This is a genomic window from Petrimonas mucosa (genome assembly GCF_900095795.1).
In the GTDB taxonomy this organism is placed as follows: Bacteria; Bacteroidota; Bacteroidia; order Bacteroidales; family Dysgonomonadaceae; genus Petrimonas; species Petrimonas mucosa.
Map to the genome: position 1 here is coordinate 213,015 of NZ_LT608328.1, position 17,733 is coordinate 230,747.

The following is a 17,733-nucleotide window of genomic DNA, read 5'->3' on the forward strand; positions in this document are numbered from 1 at the left end:
ATTTGAGATACTTCAACGATAATTGTAAAAAAAGCATATTAACTTTCACTGTTGTCCGATAAAACTTTTTTCTGAAGAAGTACGAGGGCAAATCTGAGTTTGCCCATCGTACTAATAATTGTAGCTTTGTATTTAGCACAAAACAAGACTACAATGAACAAAAGTACTTATTTTTTCGGACAATCGGTTTTCGGACAGCTCATATCTATGATAGATTCAGGAATCATCGCTCGAAACAGCAAACGCCACAAGGCTGATCATTACGTGAAACGTTTCATGGCCAAGGATCACCTCATAAGCATGTTATTTTGTGTTTTCGCCAAATGCTCCTCCCTGCGAGAGGTGGCGGGCGCAATGCTCGGTCTTTCAGGCAAGACCAGGCATTTCCAACTCGGCCACATACCCTACAGGAGCACATTGTCGGACGCCAACAAGCGCCGGAGTGTTGATTTCTTCTCGGGCGTGTATCACGATTTGCTCCGCGAGTATCAACACGTGATCTCGGACACCCGGTTCAAGGCCGTGTTGAACAAGCAGGTCGAGATCTTCGACAGCACGGTCATCAGCTTGTTTCAGGACATCCTGAAGTGCGTCGGCAGAACACCCTCTAACGGTAAACGCAAAGGGGGGATCAAGGTGCACACCGTCATCAATGTGGACGAGCCCGTTCCCAAGATGGTATGGTTCACGTCCGCCGCCACGCACGACCACGCGCTGTTGAAGAAACTCAGCCCCGACGACAACACCATTTACGTCTTCGACAAGGGATACAACGACTACAAGGCCTTCAAGCTGTTCGGTAAGAAGGGGGCCGGCTTCGTCACCCGCATCAAGGACGACGCCGTTTACAAGGTGGAACAAGAGCTTCACGTTGAAGAATGCATTCATAGCGGCGTGCTGGAGGACACCATCATAGAGGTGACCGTCAAGGAGGACAATGGGCAGGGCAAGCTGATGTTGCGCAAGGTGGTGTTCTACGACAGGGTGTTGAAACGCAAGTTCGAGTTCCTCACCAACCTGTTCGACCTTCGTCCCGACATGATAGCCGCCCTTTACAAGATTAGATGGCAAATTGAATTGCTGTTCAGGCAGTTAAAAGGTAACTTCCCCTTGAAGTACTTCCTCGGGGACAACGAGAACGCGATAAAAACACAGATATATTGCGCCTTGATCGTGAACCTCTTGCTCACGGTTGTTCAAAAGCGGTTGAAACGGCGCTGGGCATTCTCGAACCTGGTATCATTTTGCAGGATACACCTGTTCAATTACTTGCATTTGATGAGATTTTTAGAAAATCCGGAACGAGACTGGCAACGGGATGACAAGAATTTAGGGATGCTCACCCTTTTCAGGGGGGCGCTTACTTTTGAGAATAATAGAAAACTAAAAAAACATGTCTGATAATATGACGGTTGGAAGTCAAGCAAAATTAAAATCAGTTTTTATCGGACGGCAATGATTAACTTTTGATTTTGCATTAATTTAAAAACTGATTCTTTGATTAGAAAAGAGATCTTTTATTCTACAACAATTGCCCAATCAGAAACATATGGAGCTTCAAAAGTATAACTCCCTGACTTTTTCCTGCCCAGCATGATCTCCTTATACTCTTTTTTTGTATCAACCGCAATAGCTTTTTTTAGTTTCACCTGAAATGCTGTAATTAATAATATCTGTATCTTCTTTATAAAATACGTACACTTCTGATTTACGCCAGTATCTCAATCGCTATCTGTGTCAGTTTCCCCAAATGTCATTATTCTTACAGAGAAATAGTCGTCTGTAGAGTCAAGCAGCAAGTTTATTCAAAATATCCAAATAAAAACTGAAATGGTTTTTGGAAATTCACCTCTCGATCATCTGAATCACAGCCTCACACTGTTTAACCTCCTGCATAATTAATTTATCATCAGGGTTCGGCTGTAAAACTACAAAAAAAATCGCATCCGGCGGTATCGGGCTCACTTTTTAATTACCTTTGCGGCATAATGTTAATGTATAAACCAGAAAGAGATGAGAACCCTATTGCCTGTTACGATACTCTTGGCTTTTGTTGTTTCCTGTAGTACCCACCCATCAAAAAAACAGAATGAGATGTCAGATACCGGTTTTATTACTGAAGCGCAGCAAAACGAAGTTGTCTCAGCACTGAAAGATTCGTTGGGCGAACCCTCTTATTTCCGCATCGAACGAGGTGTACGGCAAGTAGCTTCCCTCTGGCGGGAGTCGGATGGAAATGCAGATGCCTTTGCCGGATTTTGCAAGAACCATTTTATTGCCGATGATGCGCAACTGGAGATCCTCTTCAGTACGCTCGAACGGAACTTTGAAGTGTTGGACGGATATTTCCACAAGATCGATCTCCTGCTGAAAGAGCCCATCCAACTGGAACGTGGTGAGATCACCCCTGTAGATATGATTTTCGGTGGCTACGATGTGACTGCACACCTGAACGATGACCTCTATGCCAACAAGATTGCTTTTATCACGGCGCTGAACTTTCCCTTCTACTCACTGCAGGAGAAGACGGAGATGGGTGAAAAATGGTCGCGAAAAGAGTGGGCCTACGCCCGGATGGGCGACCGCTTTACGGCACGGGTGCCGGCTGCCGTTCAGCAAAAAATCTCCGGAACTATTACCGAAGCTGACGCCTACATCTCCGACTACAATATTTTCATGGGAAAACTGCGTAACGAGAACGGTGAGCAGCTCTTCCCCGACGGCATGAAGCTGATCTCGCACTGGGGTTTGCGCGACGAGCTGAAATCGAACTATGCCGATACTGCAAGAGGAGTGGAGAAACAACGGATGATCTACACCGTGATGAAGCGGATCATCGACCAGACTATTCCCCAACAGGTCATCAATAGCGATAGATTCATCTGGAATCCGGTTACAAACCAGCTGTCGGCAGACGGTGCCGAAACAGCAGCCACTCCCGAACCTGATACCCGGTACCGGGTCTTCCTGAACAATTTCCACGCCATGCGTCAGCTCGACAGCTATTATCCGCACTACCCCACCCAGCTCGCCCGCGCCTTCGACGCCACCATGGAGATCCGGCAGGAAGATGTGGAGACCCTTTTCAAGGGGTTGCTCGCCTCGCCAGAAGTGAAAGAGGTGGCATCCTTCATCGAATCGCGCCTGGGGCGAAAACTGGAACCGTTCGATATCTGGTACGACGGGTTCAAGGCACGTGGGGGGATTCCGGAAGAGGAGCTTACAGCCATCACCTCCAGGAAATACTCCAACCCGAAAGCGTTGGAGGAGGATCTTCCCAATATCCTGATCAGGCTCGGCTGGAAGCCTGAAAAGGCCCAGGAAATCGCATCGCTCATCGTAGTAGACCCCTCCCGCGGTGCAGGACATGCCTGGGGTGCAACGATGCGCAACGACTTCGCCCACCTGCGTACCCGAATCGGGTCGGACGGCATGGATTACAAGGGTTACAATATCGCCATACACGAGTTCGGTCACACGGTAGAGCAGACCATAACCATGAACGATGTAGATTTCCACACGCTTAACGGCGTTCCTAACACCGCATTTACCGAAGCTGTTGCCTTCCTATTCCAGAAAAGGGATCTCGAGTTGCTGGGACTAAAAAATCCCAATCCTGAAGATGAACACTACCTGGCTCTCGACAACTTCTGGGCCTGTTACGAGATCATGGGAGTCTCCCTGGTGGATATACGCGTATGGGAATGGCTCTACAGTCATCCCGATGCCACTCCCGCCCAGTTGAAGGAGGCGGTAATAACTGCCGCAAAAGAGGTATGGAATACCTATTATGCCGACGTGCTGGGAGGGAAAGATGAGACGTTGCTCGGGATCTATTCGCACATGATCGATTATCCGCTCTATCTGCCCAACTATCCCATGGGCCACCTTATTGATTTTCAGATCGGTCAACAGGTTCGCGGCAAGAATCTCGCCGACGAGATGGACCGGATGTACACCCAGGGCCGGATCATTCCTCAACTGTGGATGAAGAATGCGGTTGGCTCCGGCATCTCCATCGAGCCGCTTCTGAAGTCGACAAAAGAGGCGTTGACAGCTTTAAAGAAATAACTTTCAGGGTCTGAAGCGTGCAAATATCCAAAATTATTGTACCTTTGTAACCTGATTAGGAAAGATGCCGGAGTGGTCGATCGGGGCGGTCTCGAAAACCGTTGTACTCTTACGGGTACCAAGGGTTCGAATCCCTTTCTTTCCGCAGAGATGAGGGTGGGTCACAATGTGATTTCACCCTCTTTTTATTGGGATACCTTCTGAGAAGGTATCCCAATATTCATTCCTCAGGAGGTTAAATTTATCTTGAGACACTCTCTTTTTTCAATTTTACATTACATTTGCATGATGAGAAAACTGTTTACATCGGCACAAATTGAGATTTTCAAACCTGAGTTTTCAGAAGTGAAGATCCCCATGGCAGGCAGTGTGGCAGCAGGTCCATTCTCCAATGTGGACGATTTTGTAAGCGAACGGATCGACCTGAACAAGCTGCTTATCCGGCATCCTGAGGCCACTTTTTATGCCCGTGTAAGGGGGAACTCCATGTTGGGAGATTTCAGCGATGGCGACCTGCTGGTTGTGGACCGGGCCGAGGAGTGGTCGCATGGCAGGATCGCTCTCTGTTACCTGGAAGGAGAGTTTACCGTAAAACGGATCCACCTCGAAAACGGGATCTGTACGCTTATACCCTCCAATCCGAGTTATAAGCCTATTGTCATTACGTCGGAGAATACGCTTGTAGTGTGGGGCATCATTACCTACTCAATCTGCAGACATCCATGATTGCACTGATCGACTGCAACAATTTTTACGCATCGTGCGAGAGGGTTTTTAACCCTTCGCTCAACGGCAGACCTGTGGTTGTTCTCTCCAATAACGACGGGTGCGTCATTGCACGAAGCAATGAAGCGAAAGCAGTTGGCATCGCAATGGGAATCCCGGCCTTCAAGGTAGAAGAACTGCTCAAAAGATACAACGTGGCAGTCTACTCGGCCAACTTTGCCCTGTACGGCGATATGAGCCGCAGGGTAATGAGCATCCTGTCGGGATACTCTCCCCGGCAAGAGGTCTACTCCGTGGATGAATGTTTTCTTGACCTGTCGGGAATAGCCACCCTGAAAGAGTATGGATTGCAGATGAAGGAACATGTGGGTAAATGGACCGGAATTCCCATCAGCGTGGGTATAGCTCCCACCAAAGCTCTTGCGAAGATAGCTAACCGTATCGCGAAGAGATATCCTTCGCAAACGGGAGGGTGCTATGTGATGGATACGGAAGAGAAGCGGATTAAAGCATTGAAGTGGTTGCCGATAGAGGATGTATGGGGTATCGGGAGAGGCAACGCGGCCAAGCTCCAACTGGCTGGAGTATTCAAGGCCATCGATTTTGCAGGGATGTCAGAGTCGTGGGTACGCAAAAACATGACGATCACAGGCGTAAACCTGCAGAAGGAGCTGAACGGAACAAGCTGCATCGGGTTTGTTGGAGGGGAGAAGAGCAAGAGTTTCTCGGTTACCCGCACGTTTGAAACAGAGTACGAAACGTGGGACGAGATACGGGAGCGGGTGGTCACATTTACCGCAATGGCTGCAGCAAAGATACGGAAACAGCAATCGCTCTGCAGCCGCTTAGTGCTGTTTCTGCAAACCAACTATTTCAAGGATACGGAAGAGCCGCTCTCGCAAAGCGTCGAAGTGAGGTTCCCCTTTTCCACATCCTCCACACTGGAGATTGTCGATTTCGCCATATCTGGATTGAAAAGAATCTACACAAGGGGCATGCGTTACAAAAGAGCCGGGGTAACACTCTACAACTTTATCGATGAAGAGCTCTGCCAACCTGCACTTTTTCCCGAGATGAACAGCAACCCCAGGCACAAGGAGCTGATGAAGGTGCTGGACGAAATCAACCAGGCCTCACCGTCGGGGGGAGTCAGGCTGGCCTCTCAGGATGCACGCATGTTCAAGATGCATCAGCAGCACCTCTCCAGGCGTTACACCACAGATATACGGGACATTTTGCAGGTGAAATGCGACTAGCAAGCCTATTTTCTGACCGCCCTCAACATCTCCCTCTTTCCGGGTGGACCCGGAAGTCGCTCAACAACGAAACCGGCATCTGCCAGCATTCTTCTCACGCTTCCCTTGGCACAGTAGGTTGTCAGCACGCCACCTTCAGCCGAAACGGCGTAGAGCCTGTCGAAAACCTGCCGGGTCCACATTTCAGGCTGCTTGTCGGGCGCAAAAGCATCAAAGAAGATAAGATCGAAGCTGTTCTCCGGATAGAATAGCGACGGATTGCTGAAATCGAGCCGTATCTTCAGCAACGAGAAATTTTGTGTAACCTGGCTCCGTATCTCCCACTCCGTCGTGTGTAACTTGTTAAAAAGAGCCTGCCGCGAGGGATCGATCAGCCCGGCATAATTCAGTTTTCCTGCATCGTCCGCTGCAACGGGATAGAGTTCAATCGACGTGTAATCTACCACCCGGCATCTCTCCTCCGCCTCACACAACGTGAGGAACGCATTCAATCCGGTCCCGAAACCAATCTCCAGCAGCCTCACTTCACTTTTCAGACAATAGCTGAGCCCGGCATCGATATAGACGTGCATCGACTCCTGTATGGCCCCATGCGTAGAGTGGTAATGCTCGTTCAGTTCGGGGACGAAAAAGGTGTGCGAACCGTCTTCAGTTATTTCAAATTGGATGTTCATGCTGTTCATTAACTGCAAACAAAATTAGAAAATCTTTGTTTATACCTTTCCCGTTGCACTATTTATCTTATTTTTGTAACAGATACATCAACCAAAAAGAGAACCGGATGAGCAGATACTCCTTTACGCTCGCTTTTGCACTGTTGCTTCTTGCCTGCCATCCCGGCCGGGAGAAGAAGGCAAACGTGCTGACAGTGACCATCGAGCCGCAACGCTATTTCCTGGAGCGGATCGTAGGCGATAAATTTCAGGTAAACACGCTTGTTCCTCCGGGTTCAAGCCCCGAAACCTTCGAACCCTCTCCTTCCGCCATGATAAAGCTGGGAGAGAGCCGGGCATATTTCAAAGTCGGTTTCCTGGGATATGAGAATGCCTGGGCAAACAGGCTTGCCGAAAACAACCCCGATATGAAGATCGTGGATTGCTCAACCGGAATCGAGCTGATCTACGGCGGACATGACCATCATGATCATGACCATGCGCATGGGGATGCGGAACACGATCACGACCATGCAGAGGCTGTAGATCCGCATGTGTGGAGTTCTGCTAGGAATGCGCTCATTTTTTCGCAAAACATGCTGAATGCGGTAGTGGAAATTGATGGTGAGAATGCCGGTTATTACCGCGACAATTTCGAAAAACTGTCACAGAAGATCATCGAGACCGACTCGGTATTGACCGGGCTCTTGAAGGAGATTCCTTCCCGCAGTTTCATCGTTTACCATCCCGCACTGGCCTATTTTGCCCGTGACTACGACCTGGAACAGTACAGCATCGAGTTTGAGGGGAAGAATCCCTCTCCCGCCCAGATGAGGGAGCTGGTGGATCTGGCAAGGGCCGAAAATATCAAGACCGTGTTTGTCCAGCAGGAGTTTGACATCAAAAACAGCGAAGTCATTGCACGTGAGATCGGAGCCCAATCGCACACCATCAACCCGCTGGCTTATGCATGGGACGAAGAGTTGATCCGTATTGCCCGACTTTTAGCCAAACAGGAGAGATGAACCCTATCATTGAAATAGAAAAGCTGCATGTCGGTTACGAGAATAAGCCCGATGTACTGAAAGAGGTTTCACTCACCGTATTTGAAAACGATTTTCTGGGCATTATCGGACCCAATGGAGGGGGAAAGACTACCCTGCTGAAGGCAATCATGGGATTACAGGCTCCCTCCTCCGGCAGAATCTCGTTTTTCGAGGATGGGAGAAGGGTGAACCATATCAATATCGGGTACCTGCCTCAGATCAACCAAATCGATAAAAAGTTCCCAATCAGTGTCCATGAGGTGATTCTCTCCGGGTTGACACTCCGGGGTAAATTCATTAAACGATACAGGGCTGAAGATAAACAGAGAGTTGAGCCGATTGCCGTGAAAATGGGTGTCGAGGACCTGTTGCACAGGGCTATCGGAGAACTTTCGGGGGGGCAGTTGCAACGCGTACTGCTGGGACGTGCCATTATCGACAACCCCAGACTTATCATTCTCGACGAACCGAGTTCGTATGTGGACAAACGGTTCGAGAACAACTTTTACAAACTGTTGGACGAGATAAACAGGGAGATCGCGATCGTACTGGTCTCTCACGATGTAGGGACCATTATCTCGCAGGTGAAAAACATTGCCTGTGTCAATCAGACCCTGCATTACCACAGCGGAAGCAATATCTCTCAAGAGTGGCTGATGGGGGCATATGACTCTTGCCCCATTGAGATTATCGGCCACGGGGCCCTTCCTCACCGGGTACTGCTACAGCACGACCACGATCACTAGGAGGAGTAGCTCCCTACTGCTTAATCAGGTATTCCGCAATCTGAACCGCATTCAGGGCAGCTCCCTTACAGATCTGATCGGCGGCAGTCCAGAAGGTGAGTCCATTGGGATTGGTGATATCCTTTCTGATTCTTCCAACGTAAACAGGATCCTGTCCGGCAGCATTTAAGGGCATAGGATAGATTTTTCTATCCGGGTCGTCGAGCAGGACAACACCTTCAGCTTTCGCAAACGCTTCACGGGCCTGCTCTACCGATACAGGCTGTTCCGTCTCGATCCAGATTGCCTCGGAATGAGCCCTCAATACGGGAACACGGATACAGGTGGCACTCACCTCGATGTCGCTATGCATTATCTTGCGTGTTTCGTTATACATCTTCATCTCTTCTTTGGTATACCCGTTTTCAGTAAAAACATCTACCTGCGGTATCAGGTTGTAAGCCAACTGATATGCAAACTTCGAGACCGTTGGCGATTCGTTGTTCACCAGTTGCCTGTGTTGCTGCTCCAGTTCGGCCATTGCCGAAGCTCCTGCTCCTGAAGCTGCCTGATAGGTCGCAACATGTGCCCGCTTGATGTGAGAGACTCCTTCTATCGCTTTCAACGCCACAACCAACTGGATGGTGGTGCAGTTGGGATTGGCAATGATATTTTTCGGACGGGTAAGTGCATCCGCGGCATTAACCTCCGGAACCACCAGCGGAACATCCTTATCCATGCGGAAGGCACTCGAATTGTCAATCATGATGGCACCATGCCGGGTAATCGTTTCGGCAAACTCCAGCGAAGTTCCTGCCCCTGCGGAGACAAACGCAATGTCGATCCCTTTAAAATCGTCGTTATGTTTAAGTTCCTTTACGGTAATCTCCTTACCGCGAAAAGTATATGTAGAGCCTGCACTTCTGGAAGAACCGAAAAGATACAGCTCATCCACAGGGAAATTTCTTGCATCAAGCACGCGGAGCAATTCCTGACCTACAGCACCGCTTGTTCCAACAATTGCAATTTTCATTTTAGTAACTGTTTAGTGATTATTGATAATGGAGGGACAAAGGTATAAAAAAGCAACTGTTTTTATACCATTTTGTACTCAAGTATGCTTTTTTTATTTCAATAATATCTTTTTAACCAAATCCCCTATCCGTATGATGTAGTATCCTTTGGGAAGATCGAGAGGGTACTCGTTGTTTCCGGCCTTCACCTGTCGGGTAAGAACCTTCACGCCAACAATGCTGAAGATCTCCAATACTCCGTCCTTCGGAAGATTTTCGATAATCAGCCGGTTTTCAGCCACCTTTATTTTCGGTTCGGGCACACTCACTTCCACCACCTTCACCCTGTTCTGGTCCTGTGCGTAGATACCGTCAAGCCCTATCCCGCATAAAGATATGAATATAGACAACGTTGTCCGGTAAAGCCTCCTCATACATAAATGACAACCACACCAACTGGTTTGTGTTCAATATCATACAAATGTAGGAAAAAAATGGCTGACTCGCCTTGTTCAAAGCACAATTTTCATCCCCTCGTCAGCCAGTTCGGTATCGGGAAAAACAGCGCAGGCTTCATTCAGCAACTTATCCAGTTCATTGTAGCGTGATGAAAAGTGACCGATAAGCAGCCGCTTCACGTTGGCCATCCTGGCTATCTCGGCCGCCTGCCGGGTCGTTGAGTGGAAGGTATCCTTTGCCCGCACATGCTCGGTTTCAGCGTAAGTAGCCTCGTGGTAGAGGAGGTCAGCCCCCTTGATGTAGGGAACCATCTCCGGATAATAGGCCGTATCGGAACAGTAGGCATACGACCGCGGCGGCGCCGGGGGAGTGGTGAGAATTTCGTTTTCGACAAGCTTTCCGTCTGAAGTCTCAAAGTCGGCCCCCATCTTGATCTCGTTGATCTTGCTTAAGGGTATGTTGTAAAAATCGATCATCTCCCGCTTGATATGGCGCGGACGCTCCTTCTCCTCGAACCGAAAGCCGTTAGTGGGAATCCGGTGTTTCAATGGAAACGAGAAAACACGGATTGCGTTGTTTTCGAAAATCAGTTGATGGTGAAGGGGATCCAAGTGGATAACGATGATCTTGTACGGGAACTGATTCCCGAAATACTTCAGGAACGGATTGAGAAACAGCTCTACCTCCTTATGGGCATAGATATGGAGGTCTCCTGTTCGTCCCAACAAAGCCAGTGTAGCCAATAGCCCGGGAAGCCCGAAGAGATGATCACCGTGCAGATGGGAGATGAAGATGCTATGCAGTTTGTTTAACCGGGCTTTATACCTCCTCAACTGAAGCTGAGTCCCCTCTCCGCAATCGATCATAAAGAGCTTCTCATTCAGATTGACCAGTTGCGAGGTGGGGTTGTGAAGGGTAGTCGGCATCGCCGATCCACACCCGAGAATCGTAATTTCAAAACGTGTCATGCCGCAACAGTTACCTGATCCCGATCAGTTTATGCATCTGCAAACTCAGGCCCCACTGCGGATGCTGCTTGATAAGCTCCACACAGTAATCCACATTTTCCTGAACAACGTTCATGCCGTCGAAAATTGGGCTCAGCAGGTAACGTTTCGACCTGGGAAGAATGGAAATATCTGGCAAGGGGTCGCCTTTTGCCATTGGGAAACGGAGTTCATCCACCTCCGGGATCAACTCCCTGATCTTTTCAAACTGCTGCTTGGGGCTACAGGTGATGTAGTCGATCCCTGCAGGAACGCGACGTGTTCCGTTGGTCTCAATGGCCTGCCTGTATCCACGCTCCTTGAAATAGGCCACAATCTCCTCCCGAAGCTGGAGCGTAGGTTCTCCGCCTGTCCAGATGATCCATCGGCAGGGATAGGGAGAGATCTCGTCATGGATCTCGTCGAGTGTCATCCTCTTCCCGAATGCAAAGTCGGTATCGCAAAAGCTGCACGCCAAGTTGCATTTCGATAACCGGATAAAGAGGGACGGTTCACCGCTTCTCCCTCCCTCACCCTGCAACGAGTAAAATATTTCATTGACCGTCAGGTTCATATATTGCCGATGTTTTAGGTGTTTCGCTTACTTCCACGGCATACAATTCGGGAAGTATCGGTTTGAAAATATCGTAGAGTAGCCGGGCCAGGTTCTCGGCCGAAGAGTTAAGCGGATGCATGATGTCGTTGAGGTTCCGGTGGTCTAAGTGTTCGTCAATATATTGCTTCACCACCCTCAACTCGTTGTAGTCTTTTACAAATCCCGTACTGTTCAACTCATTGGCCCTGAGGTGTACCGTAACCACATAATTGTGCCCGTGCAAGCGGGTACAAGGATGATCCTCGGGCAACCCGCTGAGCGAGTGAGCGGCGGAAAATGCAAACTGTTTACTTATCTTGTACATAATAGTTTTAAAAATACGAAATTAAAAAAAACAATCGGGAAAACGCCTATTATTCAACCTTGAGAAAGGTTGTCAGCGGATAATGATCGGAATAGGGCACCTTGTCGACCTTCGCCCTATATGACTTCAGGTTGGGACTGTGCATGATGTTGTCGATCCTGAACCAGAAGAAATCCTCGTGGTAGGTAATGCCGGGACCAAATCCGGTGGATGCAAACGCGTCCTTCATCCCTCGCCTCATCTGTGCATAAACATACGAAATGGGAGTATCGTTGAAATCACCACAAATTATGGACCCATCCACATCCAGTTCCGAAAGAGCCTCTTTCACCTTGACTACCTGCCCGGCACGTATACGGTAACCTCTTCCCAGCCGGGAGCGGATATTGGCCGTGACATCCTCCAGATTGACCTCATCGCTATTCTGGATAAAATCACCATAAAGTTTCTTGTCTGCCGCAGAGATGTTGTTCGACTCGAGATGAACATTGACAACGGCAAGCTTTTTCCCGTTGACATTTATGATATGGAGAGCAGCACCATTAAATGAAGAGTTGAAGACGATCTCCTTAGTCATTTCAATAGGATACTTGGAGAAACAGGCCAGTCCGTAGATGTGGTATCTCCCCGAGGCCTCCAATGCCGTAACAGCATGATAGGGATACTTGTTGAGGATACGGTTCACATCGCGTTGCGACCTGATCGATTGACCTGTTTTACTTACCAGATACTCCTGCAGGCAGACGATATCGGCATCCGTCTCGACAATATAATCGAGGATTGGATGCTCCCGGGCCTCTTTCCGGTTTTCGTTGGCAAAACCCTCCACATTATAGGTAAGCACCTTCAGACAATTTTCAGGGACCTTCTCGGGGAAGATATTCATCGGAAAGAATGTGGTTACCGGTTTATAACACAACAGCAAGGAGAGTAGCGATACAAACGCCAGTTTCCACTTTTTGAACGTCACCCACCAGAAAAGATAGATAATGTTGACCAGGAAAATCAAACCGAACATAATGCCGATATAGGAAAAGAGGTTGGTCTTTAGCGGGGAGACACGCCAGGAGAGGAATGAGCTGAACAGCAAGAGGATGGCGACAATATTTGTTGCGAATATGGTATTCCGGACCATCCTCCGAAACCTTGAAACCCTATTTCTACTTTTTGCTGGCATCGAACAACTTCTTTTTCTCTTCCGGCGTGAGGTTGCTGTAACCCGACTTCTTCAGCTTGTCCAGAATGGCATCAATCTCCGCCTGTTGACTGTTCCTGCGCTCGTTATAATCCAGGTCTGTCTCCCGTTTGCGGTACTCCACCTTCATCTTCACCCTCTTCCTCGGCTTTGTCAGGTTGACCAGCCCGTCGATCAGGCTGCTCACCCATCCGGTAATATCACGCCCTTTCCGGTACTGCAGCGCAAAGATATAACCGGCCATGGCCCCGCCGATATGGGCAACATGTCCGCCTTCATTTACACCACTGCCCAAAGAGAAGAGATCGATCAGAAAAACAGCAATGGCAATGTAGACAATTCTTACCTGACCGATAAACAGCAGGTTCAATCGAACATTGGGGCGATAGAAAGCCGCCCCCATCACCACCGCCATAACGGCTGCAGAGGCACCAATCATCAAGCTGTCTCCCATAACGATAAAGTAGGGTACCGTGTTGAAGGCAACCACATAGAGCATTGCACCGCCCAAACCGCCTAAAACATAGAGGCTGCCCAACGTCCGGCCAGTGAAGTATTGCAGAAAGATACGTCCAAACCAGTAGAGCCAGAGCATGTTGAACAACAGGTGCCACAACTGTTCATGGACGAACATATAGGTAAACGGGGTCCAAAACCGGTTCAGCAGTTGGGATAGACCGGAAGGTACGCCTAAAAAGGAGATAAGATCGACCCTGTTGAGGTTGAAAAGGAGAAAAAAGATGGCAATAACCTTGAGAATAAAGAAAACGGTTATATTGATGAAAAGGAACTTCACCAGCACATCTCCGTTCTTATATCTATACTTCAGCCGTTCAACGATAGTAGCCATAATTCCCCTCTTTTCTCCTCCAGTACAATATCATGAATATCCCGAACAACATCCCGCCTAGGTGTGCAAAATGGGCAACATTGTCCCATGAGAAGTTGCTGATACCGAAAATAAGTTCAAAGACACCATATCCGAGAACAAACCATTTTGCCTTGATGGGGAAAGGGAAAGGGATAATGAAAAGCTCGGCATTGGGAAAGAGCATCCCGAATGCCAGCAATATTCCAAAGACTGCTCCCGAAGCCCCCACCGTAACCGAGTTCAAGGCAATGTTGAGCCCACCCTGTACCGCATCGACATAGTTCATGTTCTGCTGTAACAGCTGATACCCATGGGAATATACCTCCTCAATCGCCTCAACGGACATACCACTCTTTATCGACTGGATCCGGAGGAAGGCAACTATAAGCTGCACCACACCTGCTCCAATCCCGGTTACCAGGTAATAAGTGAGAAACCGTTTCGAACCCCACACCATTTCCAACGTCCGGCCAAACATGAAAACGGCAAACATATTGGAAAAAACATGCATAAACGAACCGCTGTCGTGAAGGAACATGTAGGTTACCGGCTGAAAGAACCGGAAACCTTCGGATGAGACATAATGGAGCCCGAACAGCTCGGCCAGACTGATACCCTGTCTTAGAAATACAACCTGAGCCAGCCACAAAATAACATTTATTATAATTATATTCAGTGTCACCGGAGGCAAAACAGTGCCATATCCCGATCGAAAATTATTCATAATACTCTAATGGAAATGAGAAGCAAAAATACGTATATTTTTGTACACTGTGGAAATTTTGCAATATTATTCCCTTTTTTTAAAAAAATCAAATACTTTTTATCTTTTTTCTTGATTGTTTTTAAATTATACATTATATTTGGCGCTAAAATGGGTGAAAACCTTAACATTAATGTTTGTTTAATTTTTTATTAACGTTTTCTTATGAATAAATCAGAACTAGTTAGTGCGATTGCTGAAAAATCGGGTCTCAGCAAAGTTGATGCAAAAAAAGCATTGGATGCAACCCTTGATACAATTTCAAGTGAAGTGAAAAAGGGCGGTAAGGTTGTCCTGGTTGGCTTTGGAACTTTCTCTTTGACTCAAAGAAGTGCTAGAAAAGGGATTAACCCGCGCACTAAAAAAGCCATCAACATCCCGGCCAAGAAAGCAGCTAAATTTAAAGCAGGTGCAGCACTGTCCAACCTCTGATAATTTAGTTAACCGATCTAAATAAGGAGTAAAGTTATTGAACTTTGCTCCTTATTTTTGTCAATATAAAAAAAATTATCTGTAACTTTGTGCCGTTTTTCAGACTCCGTAGCTCAGTTGGTAGAGCAATTGACTCTTAATCAATGGGTCGAGGGTTCGAGCCCCTCCGGGGTCACTTCATTATAAGGCACTTACCGCATCAACCGGTAGGTGCTTTTTTCTTTTGGGTAAACAATGGGTAAACATTTTCCGTAAAACATCAATAATTATCTCATTCCATCGATAAGATAATTCCCGTTAAGCATAAATATTCCAACCCTTTTTATTCCTAATTAATCGATATTATCTTCCCCAACTCCCCCATTTTTTTCTCAACGATCCATCATTCCCCCATTGGTAACATTTAGGAGTATAACTACCTGTACCAACAATGTTACCAATCCCTGCTAAAACTGCTTTCCTTCACAAAATCACCAAAACAGCCAAAGAACCAATCACATAACAAGCTTCAACGAACTACCCAACCCATTAAAATACCACCCGGCCATTCCTCCCAACCCCCTGGAAACCCCCAAAAAGTGTTACCAACTCCCCCGGTACCGGTCACACCTTCACTCCCTTATCCCTGACAAAATCAAACACATTTGCTGTTTATTGTTTTTTATGTTTATTTTTGTAGCGATGTCGGTCAAAACGTAAGATATATTTTTCGGTGGTGCACTATACCGAAATTGGGACATCGGCATTTGTCTTGTTATATTGGTGCCCTATCGTTCTCAAGTAGATCATTCGGCACAGTTTGTTAACTGGTAAGCGGTGTAATTGCTACAGCGTTTATCGGATGAGTGATATTTTTCAATAATCTGAAAAATTCCTTTTGAAGCATGAGATCTTTGGATTAAGATCAATTGCTGTGCGTATTTAATTCTTAACATTCCTTCCATGAGAGCGAAAGAAAAGCTAGAGTTCAACAAAGCTGAATTCGAATTCTACATGCTTGTCAAAAAATCAATCTACGATCTTTATCCCCTGAGAACAAACAAACGAAAAACAGAAGAGTATTGCGACAATCATCTCTTTGCCGATGCCCGGTGTCGGGAGATCTTCAAAATCAACAACTGCAATCATGAATCGGTCAATTTCCATGAAAACGATGATGAAATAGATCACCTGATCTCCTACAGGGTCCGGAAGGAGATTCAAAACGCCATCTGCGACGACAAAACATTTATCTATGCCTACAACATCATCGAACGGGACCATAATCCCTACAACGATGTTTACAAGAGCAAGAGTCTCCAACTCAAACCCGAAACTCTAACCTCCTCGAGAGAGATCGAGGAGGAGATCTCACTCTACAAGGAGGACTATCCCAAGAGCAATTTGAGCGACTACCTGATCGTTGAGGCTAATTTTAAATTCTACAACGAACGATTCTTGAATCTTAGGTTTGATGATGAGGGGTGGCTATTTATCTTCAACAAGGCTTATGAGATCTTCGATCGCATTCGCACATTTGCTGCAAATCCCTCGCAAGCACATCATATAGCCAACAACATCTATTTTGGCGACAAGCTGATGGAGGATACCATAATCGACTTCCTGCTCCTTCTGATCGATAACTACTCCTACGATCTGACACCGGAGCAGGTGAAGAAGTTCAGGTTGCTGGCATTCTTCATCAGCAAACATCGCGACCCGCAGACGCTGACAATTGAGAAGAAATATCTCGACAGAATTCAATCCCTCAACTTTTCGAAGATGGACTGGATGAAAGCTACACGCTATTTCAATGTTCACCTCATCTCAAATTGGGTCACCTACTCCGGTCTCTCTTATGATCAGCAGCTGCAAATCCTAAACCTGATTAAGGGGAAATACCTCTCCGAGAAACAGCGCAACCCCGATTTCTTCTGTTATGATTTGAGCGATTGCTTCTCTCAACTGCAGCAGCTCTTGACGTCAGATGAACCCCCACCGGGATGCAATGGTTCACCCGCTCCCTCCACAAACACAATAAATCCCAACCCACCACAAAAGCAACTTCCCATGGTACGCATGATTGAACACCTGAACACTTCCTTGGATGAACTGAAAGAACAAAATGACCGACTCACCCGGATCATCACACAACAAAATGAAGAATTGAGGGTGCTTCATGAGAAACATGATGAGGAGACCCGAAACATGATGACGGTTCTCAACGAACATGAAGAGAACTACAATTCAAAAGGGTTTACGCTTGCTCAAATGACTCTCCTCTTCTATTACCTGTTCAATGAACTGGGCATCACCTTCGACAATACACCCAAAGTGAAATGGGCCCGTTTCATTCAGAAAGTCACCGGTAAGCATATTCAAAATGTCAAAACAGAACTCGATATCGATTTCGATAGCTCAAAAACCAAAAAGAATCTCAAGATCATGGCCGACCTATTCCGCGAACTGCTGCCACAAATCACAGGAATAATAGAAAACGATAGCAAATAACATTATTTAACGTGATGGTAGTGACTTTGTTACACTCCTTTTCCCACTAACTCCCTTTTTTAGCTTTCTATATTTGCACCACTGTCTCACCGTTGAGGCAGTGGTGCTCTTTTCTATTGGCACGGAA

The 17,733-nt window shown here is 47.2% G+C and carries 18 protein-coding genes and 2 tRNA genes; 10 read left to right on the plus strand and 10 right to left on the minus strand.

Going from position 1 to position 17,733, the window contains the following annotated elements; genetic code table 11:
• Positions 1 to 153: 153 nt before the first annotated feature.
• Positions 154 to 1,401 (plus strand): IS4 family transposase, encoded by a 1,248-nt coding sequence (locus tag ING2E5A_RS00890; RefSeq protein ID WP_071135783.1) that lies wholly within the window; start codon positions 154 to 156, stop codon positions 1,399 to 1,401.
• Positions 1,402 to 1,517: 116 nt separating this feature from the next.
• Here the strand turns inward: ING2E5A_RS00890 and ING2E5A_RS15810 are convergent, their stop codons facing one another.
• A complete protein-coding gene (locus tag ING2E5A_RS15810) occupies positions 1,518 to 1,649 on the minus strand; it encodes a hypothetical protein (protein WP_262502190.1) in 132 nt (43 codons plus the stop codon).
• 445 nt (positions 1,650 to 2,094) lie between these two features.
• Between ING2E5A_RS15810 and ING2E5A_RS00895 the strand changes: the two genes are divergently transcribed.
• The 4 genes from ING2E5A_RS00895 to ING2E5A_RS00910 all read left to right on the plus strand — a co-directional run bounded on the left by ING2E5A_RS00895 (position 2,095) and on the right by ING2E5A_RS00910 (position 6,053).
• Positions 2,095 to 4,071 carry a hypothetical protein gene (locus tag ING2E5A_RS00895; protein WP_179946773.1) on the plus strand — a complete coding sequence of 659 codons (1,977 nt, stop codon included), beginning with the start codon at positions 2,095 to 2,097 and terminating at the stop codon, positions 4,069 to 4,071.
• A gap of 58 nt (positions 4,072 to 4,129) precedes the next feature.
• A tRNA-Ser gene (locus tag ING2E5A_RS00900) sits at positions 4,130 to 4,216 on the plus strand.
• A gap of 140 nt (positions 4,217 to 4,356) precedes the next feature.
• The gene (locus ING2E5A_RS00905) at positions 4,357 to 4,797 is read left to right on the plus strand and encodes a LexA family protein (RefSeq protein ID WP_071135785.1); all 441 of its coding nucleotides are present in this window, start codon (positions 4,357 to 4,359) and stop codon (positions 4,795 to 4,797) included.
• Positions 4,758 to 6,053 (plus strand): Y-family DNA polymerase, encoded by a 1,296-nt coding sequence (locus tag ING2E5A_RS00910; RefSeq protein WP_231960405.1) that lies wholly within the window; start codon positions 4,758 to 4,760, stop codon positions 6,051 to 6,053. The genes ING2E5A_RS00905 and ING2E5A_RS00910 overlap by 40 nt, the downstream gene beginning before the upstream one ends.
• 5 nt (positions 6,054 to 6,058) lie before the next feature.
• Here ING2E5A_RS00910 and mnmD read toward each other — a convergent pair whose 3' ends face one another.
• Positions 6,059 to 6,727, minus strand: coding sequence for a tRNA (5-methylaminomethyl-2-thiouridine)(34)-methyltransferase MnmD (mnmD, locus tag ING2E5A_RS00915; protein ID WP_071138114.1), 669 nt, complete (start codon positions 6,725 to 6,727; stop codon positions 6,059 to 6,061).
• 107 nt (positions 6,728 to 6,834) lie between these two features.
• Between mnmD and ING2E5A_RS00920 the strand changes: the two genes are divergently transcribed.
• Together ING2E5A_RS00920 and ING2E5A_RS00925 are read left to right on the plus strand one after the other, a co-directional pair.
• Entirely contained in the window at positions 6,835 to 7,731 is an 897-nt protein-coding gene (locus ING2E5A_RS00920; RefSeq protein ID WP_071135787.1) for a metal ABC transporter solute-binding protein, Zn/Mn family, read from the plus strand.
• Positions 7,728 to 8,498: a metal ABC transporter ATP-binding protein gene (locus ING2E5A_RS00925; RefSeq protein ID WP_071135788.1), complete on the plus strand. Its 771-nt coding sequence runs from the start codon at positions 7,728 to 7,730 to the stop codon at positions 8,496 to 8,498. The genes ING2E5A_RS00920 and ING2E5A_RS00925 overlap by 4 nt, the downstream gene beginning before the upstream one ends.
• Before the next feature lie 13 nt (positions 8,499 to 8,511).
• Here ING2E5A_RS00925 and ING2E5A_RS00930 read toward each other — a convergent pair whose 3' ends face one another.
• The 8 genes from ING2E5A_RS00930 to ING2E5A_RS00965 form a co-directional block, all read right to left on the minus strand.
• A complete protein-coding gene (locus ING2E5A_RS00930; RefSeq protein ID WP_071135789.1) occupies positions 8,512 to 9,510 on the minus strand; it encodes an aspartate-semialdehyde dehydrogenase in 999 nt (332 codons plus the stop codon).
• A gap of 93 nt (positions 9,511 to 9,603) precedes the next feature.
• A complete protein-coding gene (locus ING2E5A_RS00935; RefSeq protein ID WP_071135790.1) occupies positions 9,604 to 9,924 on the minus strand; it encodes a T9SS type A sorting domain-containing protein in 321 nt (106 codons plus the stop codon).
• A 78-nt stretch (positions 9,925 to 10,002) separates the two neighbouring features.
• Positions 10,003 to 10,917: a ribonuclease Z gene (locus ING2E5A_RS00940; protein WP_071135791.1), complete on the minus strand. Its 915-nt coding sequence runs from the start codon at positions 10,915 to 10,917 to the stop codon at positions 10,003 to 10,005.
• Between the two features lie 10 nt (positions 10,918 to 10,927).
• Positions 10,928 to 11,509, minus strand: a complete 582-nt coding sequence (locus tag ING2E5A_RS00945) for a 7-carboxy-7-deazaguanine synthase QueE (protein WP_071135792.1) — start codon at positions 11,507 to 11,509, stop codon at positions 10,928 to 10,930.
• The gene (locus ING2E5A_RS00950) at positions 11,490 to 11,855 is read right to left on the minus strand and encodes a 6-pyruvoyl trahydropterin synthase family protein (protein WP_071135793.1); all 366 of its coding nucleotides are present in this window, start codon (positions 11,853 to 11,855) and stop codon (positions 11,490 to 11,492) included. The genes ING2E5A_RS00945 and ING2E5A_RS00950 overlap by 20 nt, the downstream gene beginning before the upstream one ends.
• Before the next feature lie 49 nt (positions 11,856 to 11,904).
• Positions 11,905 to 13,032 carry an endonuclease/exonuclease/phosphatase family protein gene (locus tag ING2E5A_RS00955; RefSeq protein ID WP_083373111.1) on the minus strand — a complete coding sequence of 376 codons (1,128 nt, stop codon included), beginning with the start codon at positions 13,030 to 13,032 and terminating at the stop codon, positions 11,905 to 11,907.
• On the minus strand, positions 13,016 to 13,900 hold the full coding sequence (locus ING2E5A_RS00960) for a rhomboid family intramembrane serine protease (protein WP_071135795.1): 885 nt from the start codon (positions 13,898 to 13,900) through the stop codon (positions 13,016 to 13,018). Before ING2E5A_RS00960 ends, ING2E5A_RS00955 begins: the two co-directional genes overlap by 17 nt.
• Positions 13,884 to 14,648 carry a rhomboid family intramembrane serine protease gene (locus tag ING2E5A_RS00965; RefSeq protein ID WP_173652386.1) on the minus strand — a complete coding sequence of 255 codons (765 nt, stop codon included), beginning with the start codon at positions 14,646 to 14,648 and terminating at the stop codon, positions 13,884 to 13,886. Before ING2E5A_RS00965 ends, ING2E5A_RS00960 begins: the two co-directional genes overlap by 17 nt.
• A gap of 201 nt (positions 14,649 to 14,849) precedes the next feature.
• On the opposite strand from ING2E5A_RS00965, the gene ING2E5A_RS00970 reads away from it, so the two are divergent.
• The 3 genes from ING2E5A_RS00970 to ING2E5A_RS00980 all read left to right on the plus strand — a co-directional run bounded on the left by ING2E5A_RS00970 (position 14,850) and on the right by ING2E5A_RS00980 (position 17,606).
• Positions 14,850 to 15,116, plus strand: a complete 267-nt coding sequence (locus tag ING2E5A_RS00970) for an HU family DNA-binding protein (RefSeq protein ID WP_071135797.1) — start codon at positions 14,850 to 14,852, stop codon at positions 15,114 to 15,116.
• A gap of 102 nt (positions 15,117 to 15,218) precedes the next feature.
• Positions 15,219 to 15,291: transfer RNA gene (locus ING2E5A_RS00975), tRNA-Lys, on the plus strand.
• Positions 15,292 to 16,058: 767 nt separating this feature from the next.
• On the plus strand, positions 16,059 to 17,606 hold the full coding sequence (locus ING2E5A_RS00980; protein WP_071135798.1) for a hypothetical protein: 1,548 nt from the start codon (positions 16,059 to 16,061) through the stop codon (positions 17,604 to 17,606).
• The last annotated feature ends 127 nt before the right edge of the window (positions 17,607 to 17,733 follow it).

Bases quoted from the DNA above. Each gene is read 5' to 3' on its own strand.
- ING2E5A_RS00905 (WP_071135785.1), top strand. From the start codon at position 4,357: ATGATGAGAAAACTGTTTACATCGGCACAAATTGAGATTTTCAAACCT.
- ING2E5A_RS00980 (WP_071135798.1), top strand. From the start codon at position 16,059: ATGAGAGCGAAAGAAAAGCTAGAGTTCAACAAAGCTGAATTCGAATTC.
- ING2E5A_RS00940 (WP_071135791.1), bottom strand. From the start codon at position 10,917: ATGACACGTTTTGAAATTACGATTCTCGGGTGTGGATCGGCGATGCCG.
- ING2E5A_RS00890 (WP_071135783.1), top strand. From the start codon at position 154: ATGAACAAAAGTACTTATTTTTTCGGACAATCGGTTTTCGGACAGCTC.
- ING2E5A_RS00955 (WP_083373111.1), bottom strand. From the start codon at position 13,032: ATGCCAGCAAAAAGTAGAAATAGGGTTTCAAGGTTTCGGAGGATGGTC.
- ING2E5A_RS00925 (WP_071135788.1), top strand. From the start codon at position 7,728: ATGAACCCTATCATTGAAATAGAAAAGCTGCATGTCGGTTACGAGAAT.
- ING2E5A_RS00950 (WP_071135793.1), bottom strand. From the start codon at position 11,855: ATGTACAAGATAAGTAAACAGTTTGCATTTTCCGCCGCTCACTCGCTC.
- ING2E5A_RS00960 (WP_071135795.1), bottom strand. From the start codon at position 13,900: ATGGCTACTATCGTTGAACGGCTGAAGTATAGATATAAGAACGGAGAT.
- ING2E5A_RS00970 (WP_071135797.1), top strand. From the start codon at position 14,850: ATGAATAAATCAGAACTAGTTAGTGCGATTGCTGAAAAATCGGGTCTC.
- mnmD (WP_071138114.1), bottom strand. From the start codon at position 6,727: ATGAACATCCAATTTGAAATAACTGAAGACGGTTCGCACACCTTTTTC.
- ING2E5A_RS00895 (WP_179946773.1), top strand. From the start codon at position 2,095: ATGTCAGATACCGGTTTTATTACTGAAGCGCAGCAAAACGAAGTTGTC.
- ING2E5A_RS00920 (WP_071135787.1), top strand. From the start codon at position 6,835: ATGAGCAGATACTCCTTTACGCTCGCTTTTGCACTGTTGCTTCTTGCC.
- ING2E5A_RS00930 (WP_071135789.1), bottom strand. From the start codon at position 9,510: ATGAAAATTGCAATTGTTGGAACAAGCGGTGCTGTAGGTCAGGAATTG.
- ING2E5A_RS00935 (WP_071135790.1), bottom strand. From the start codon at position 9,924: ATGAGGAGGCTTTACCGGACAACGTTGTCTATATTCATATCTTTATGC.
- ING2E5A_RS00945 (WP_071135792.1), bottom strand. From the start codon at position 11,509: ATGAACCTGACGGTCAATGAAATATTTTACTCGTTGCAGGGTGAGGGA.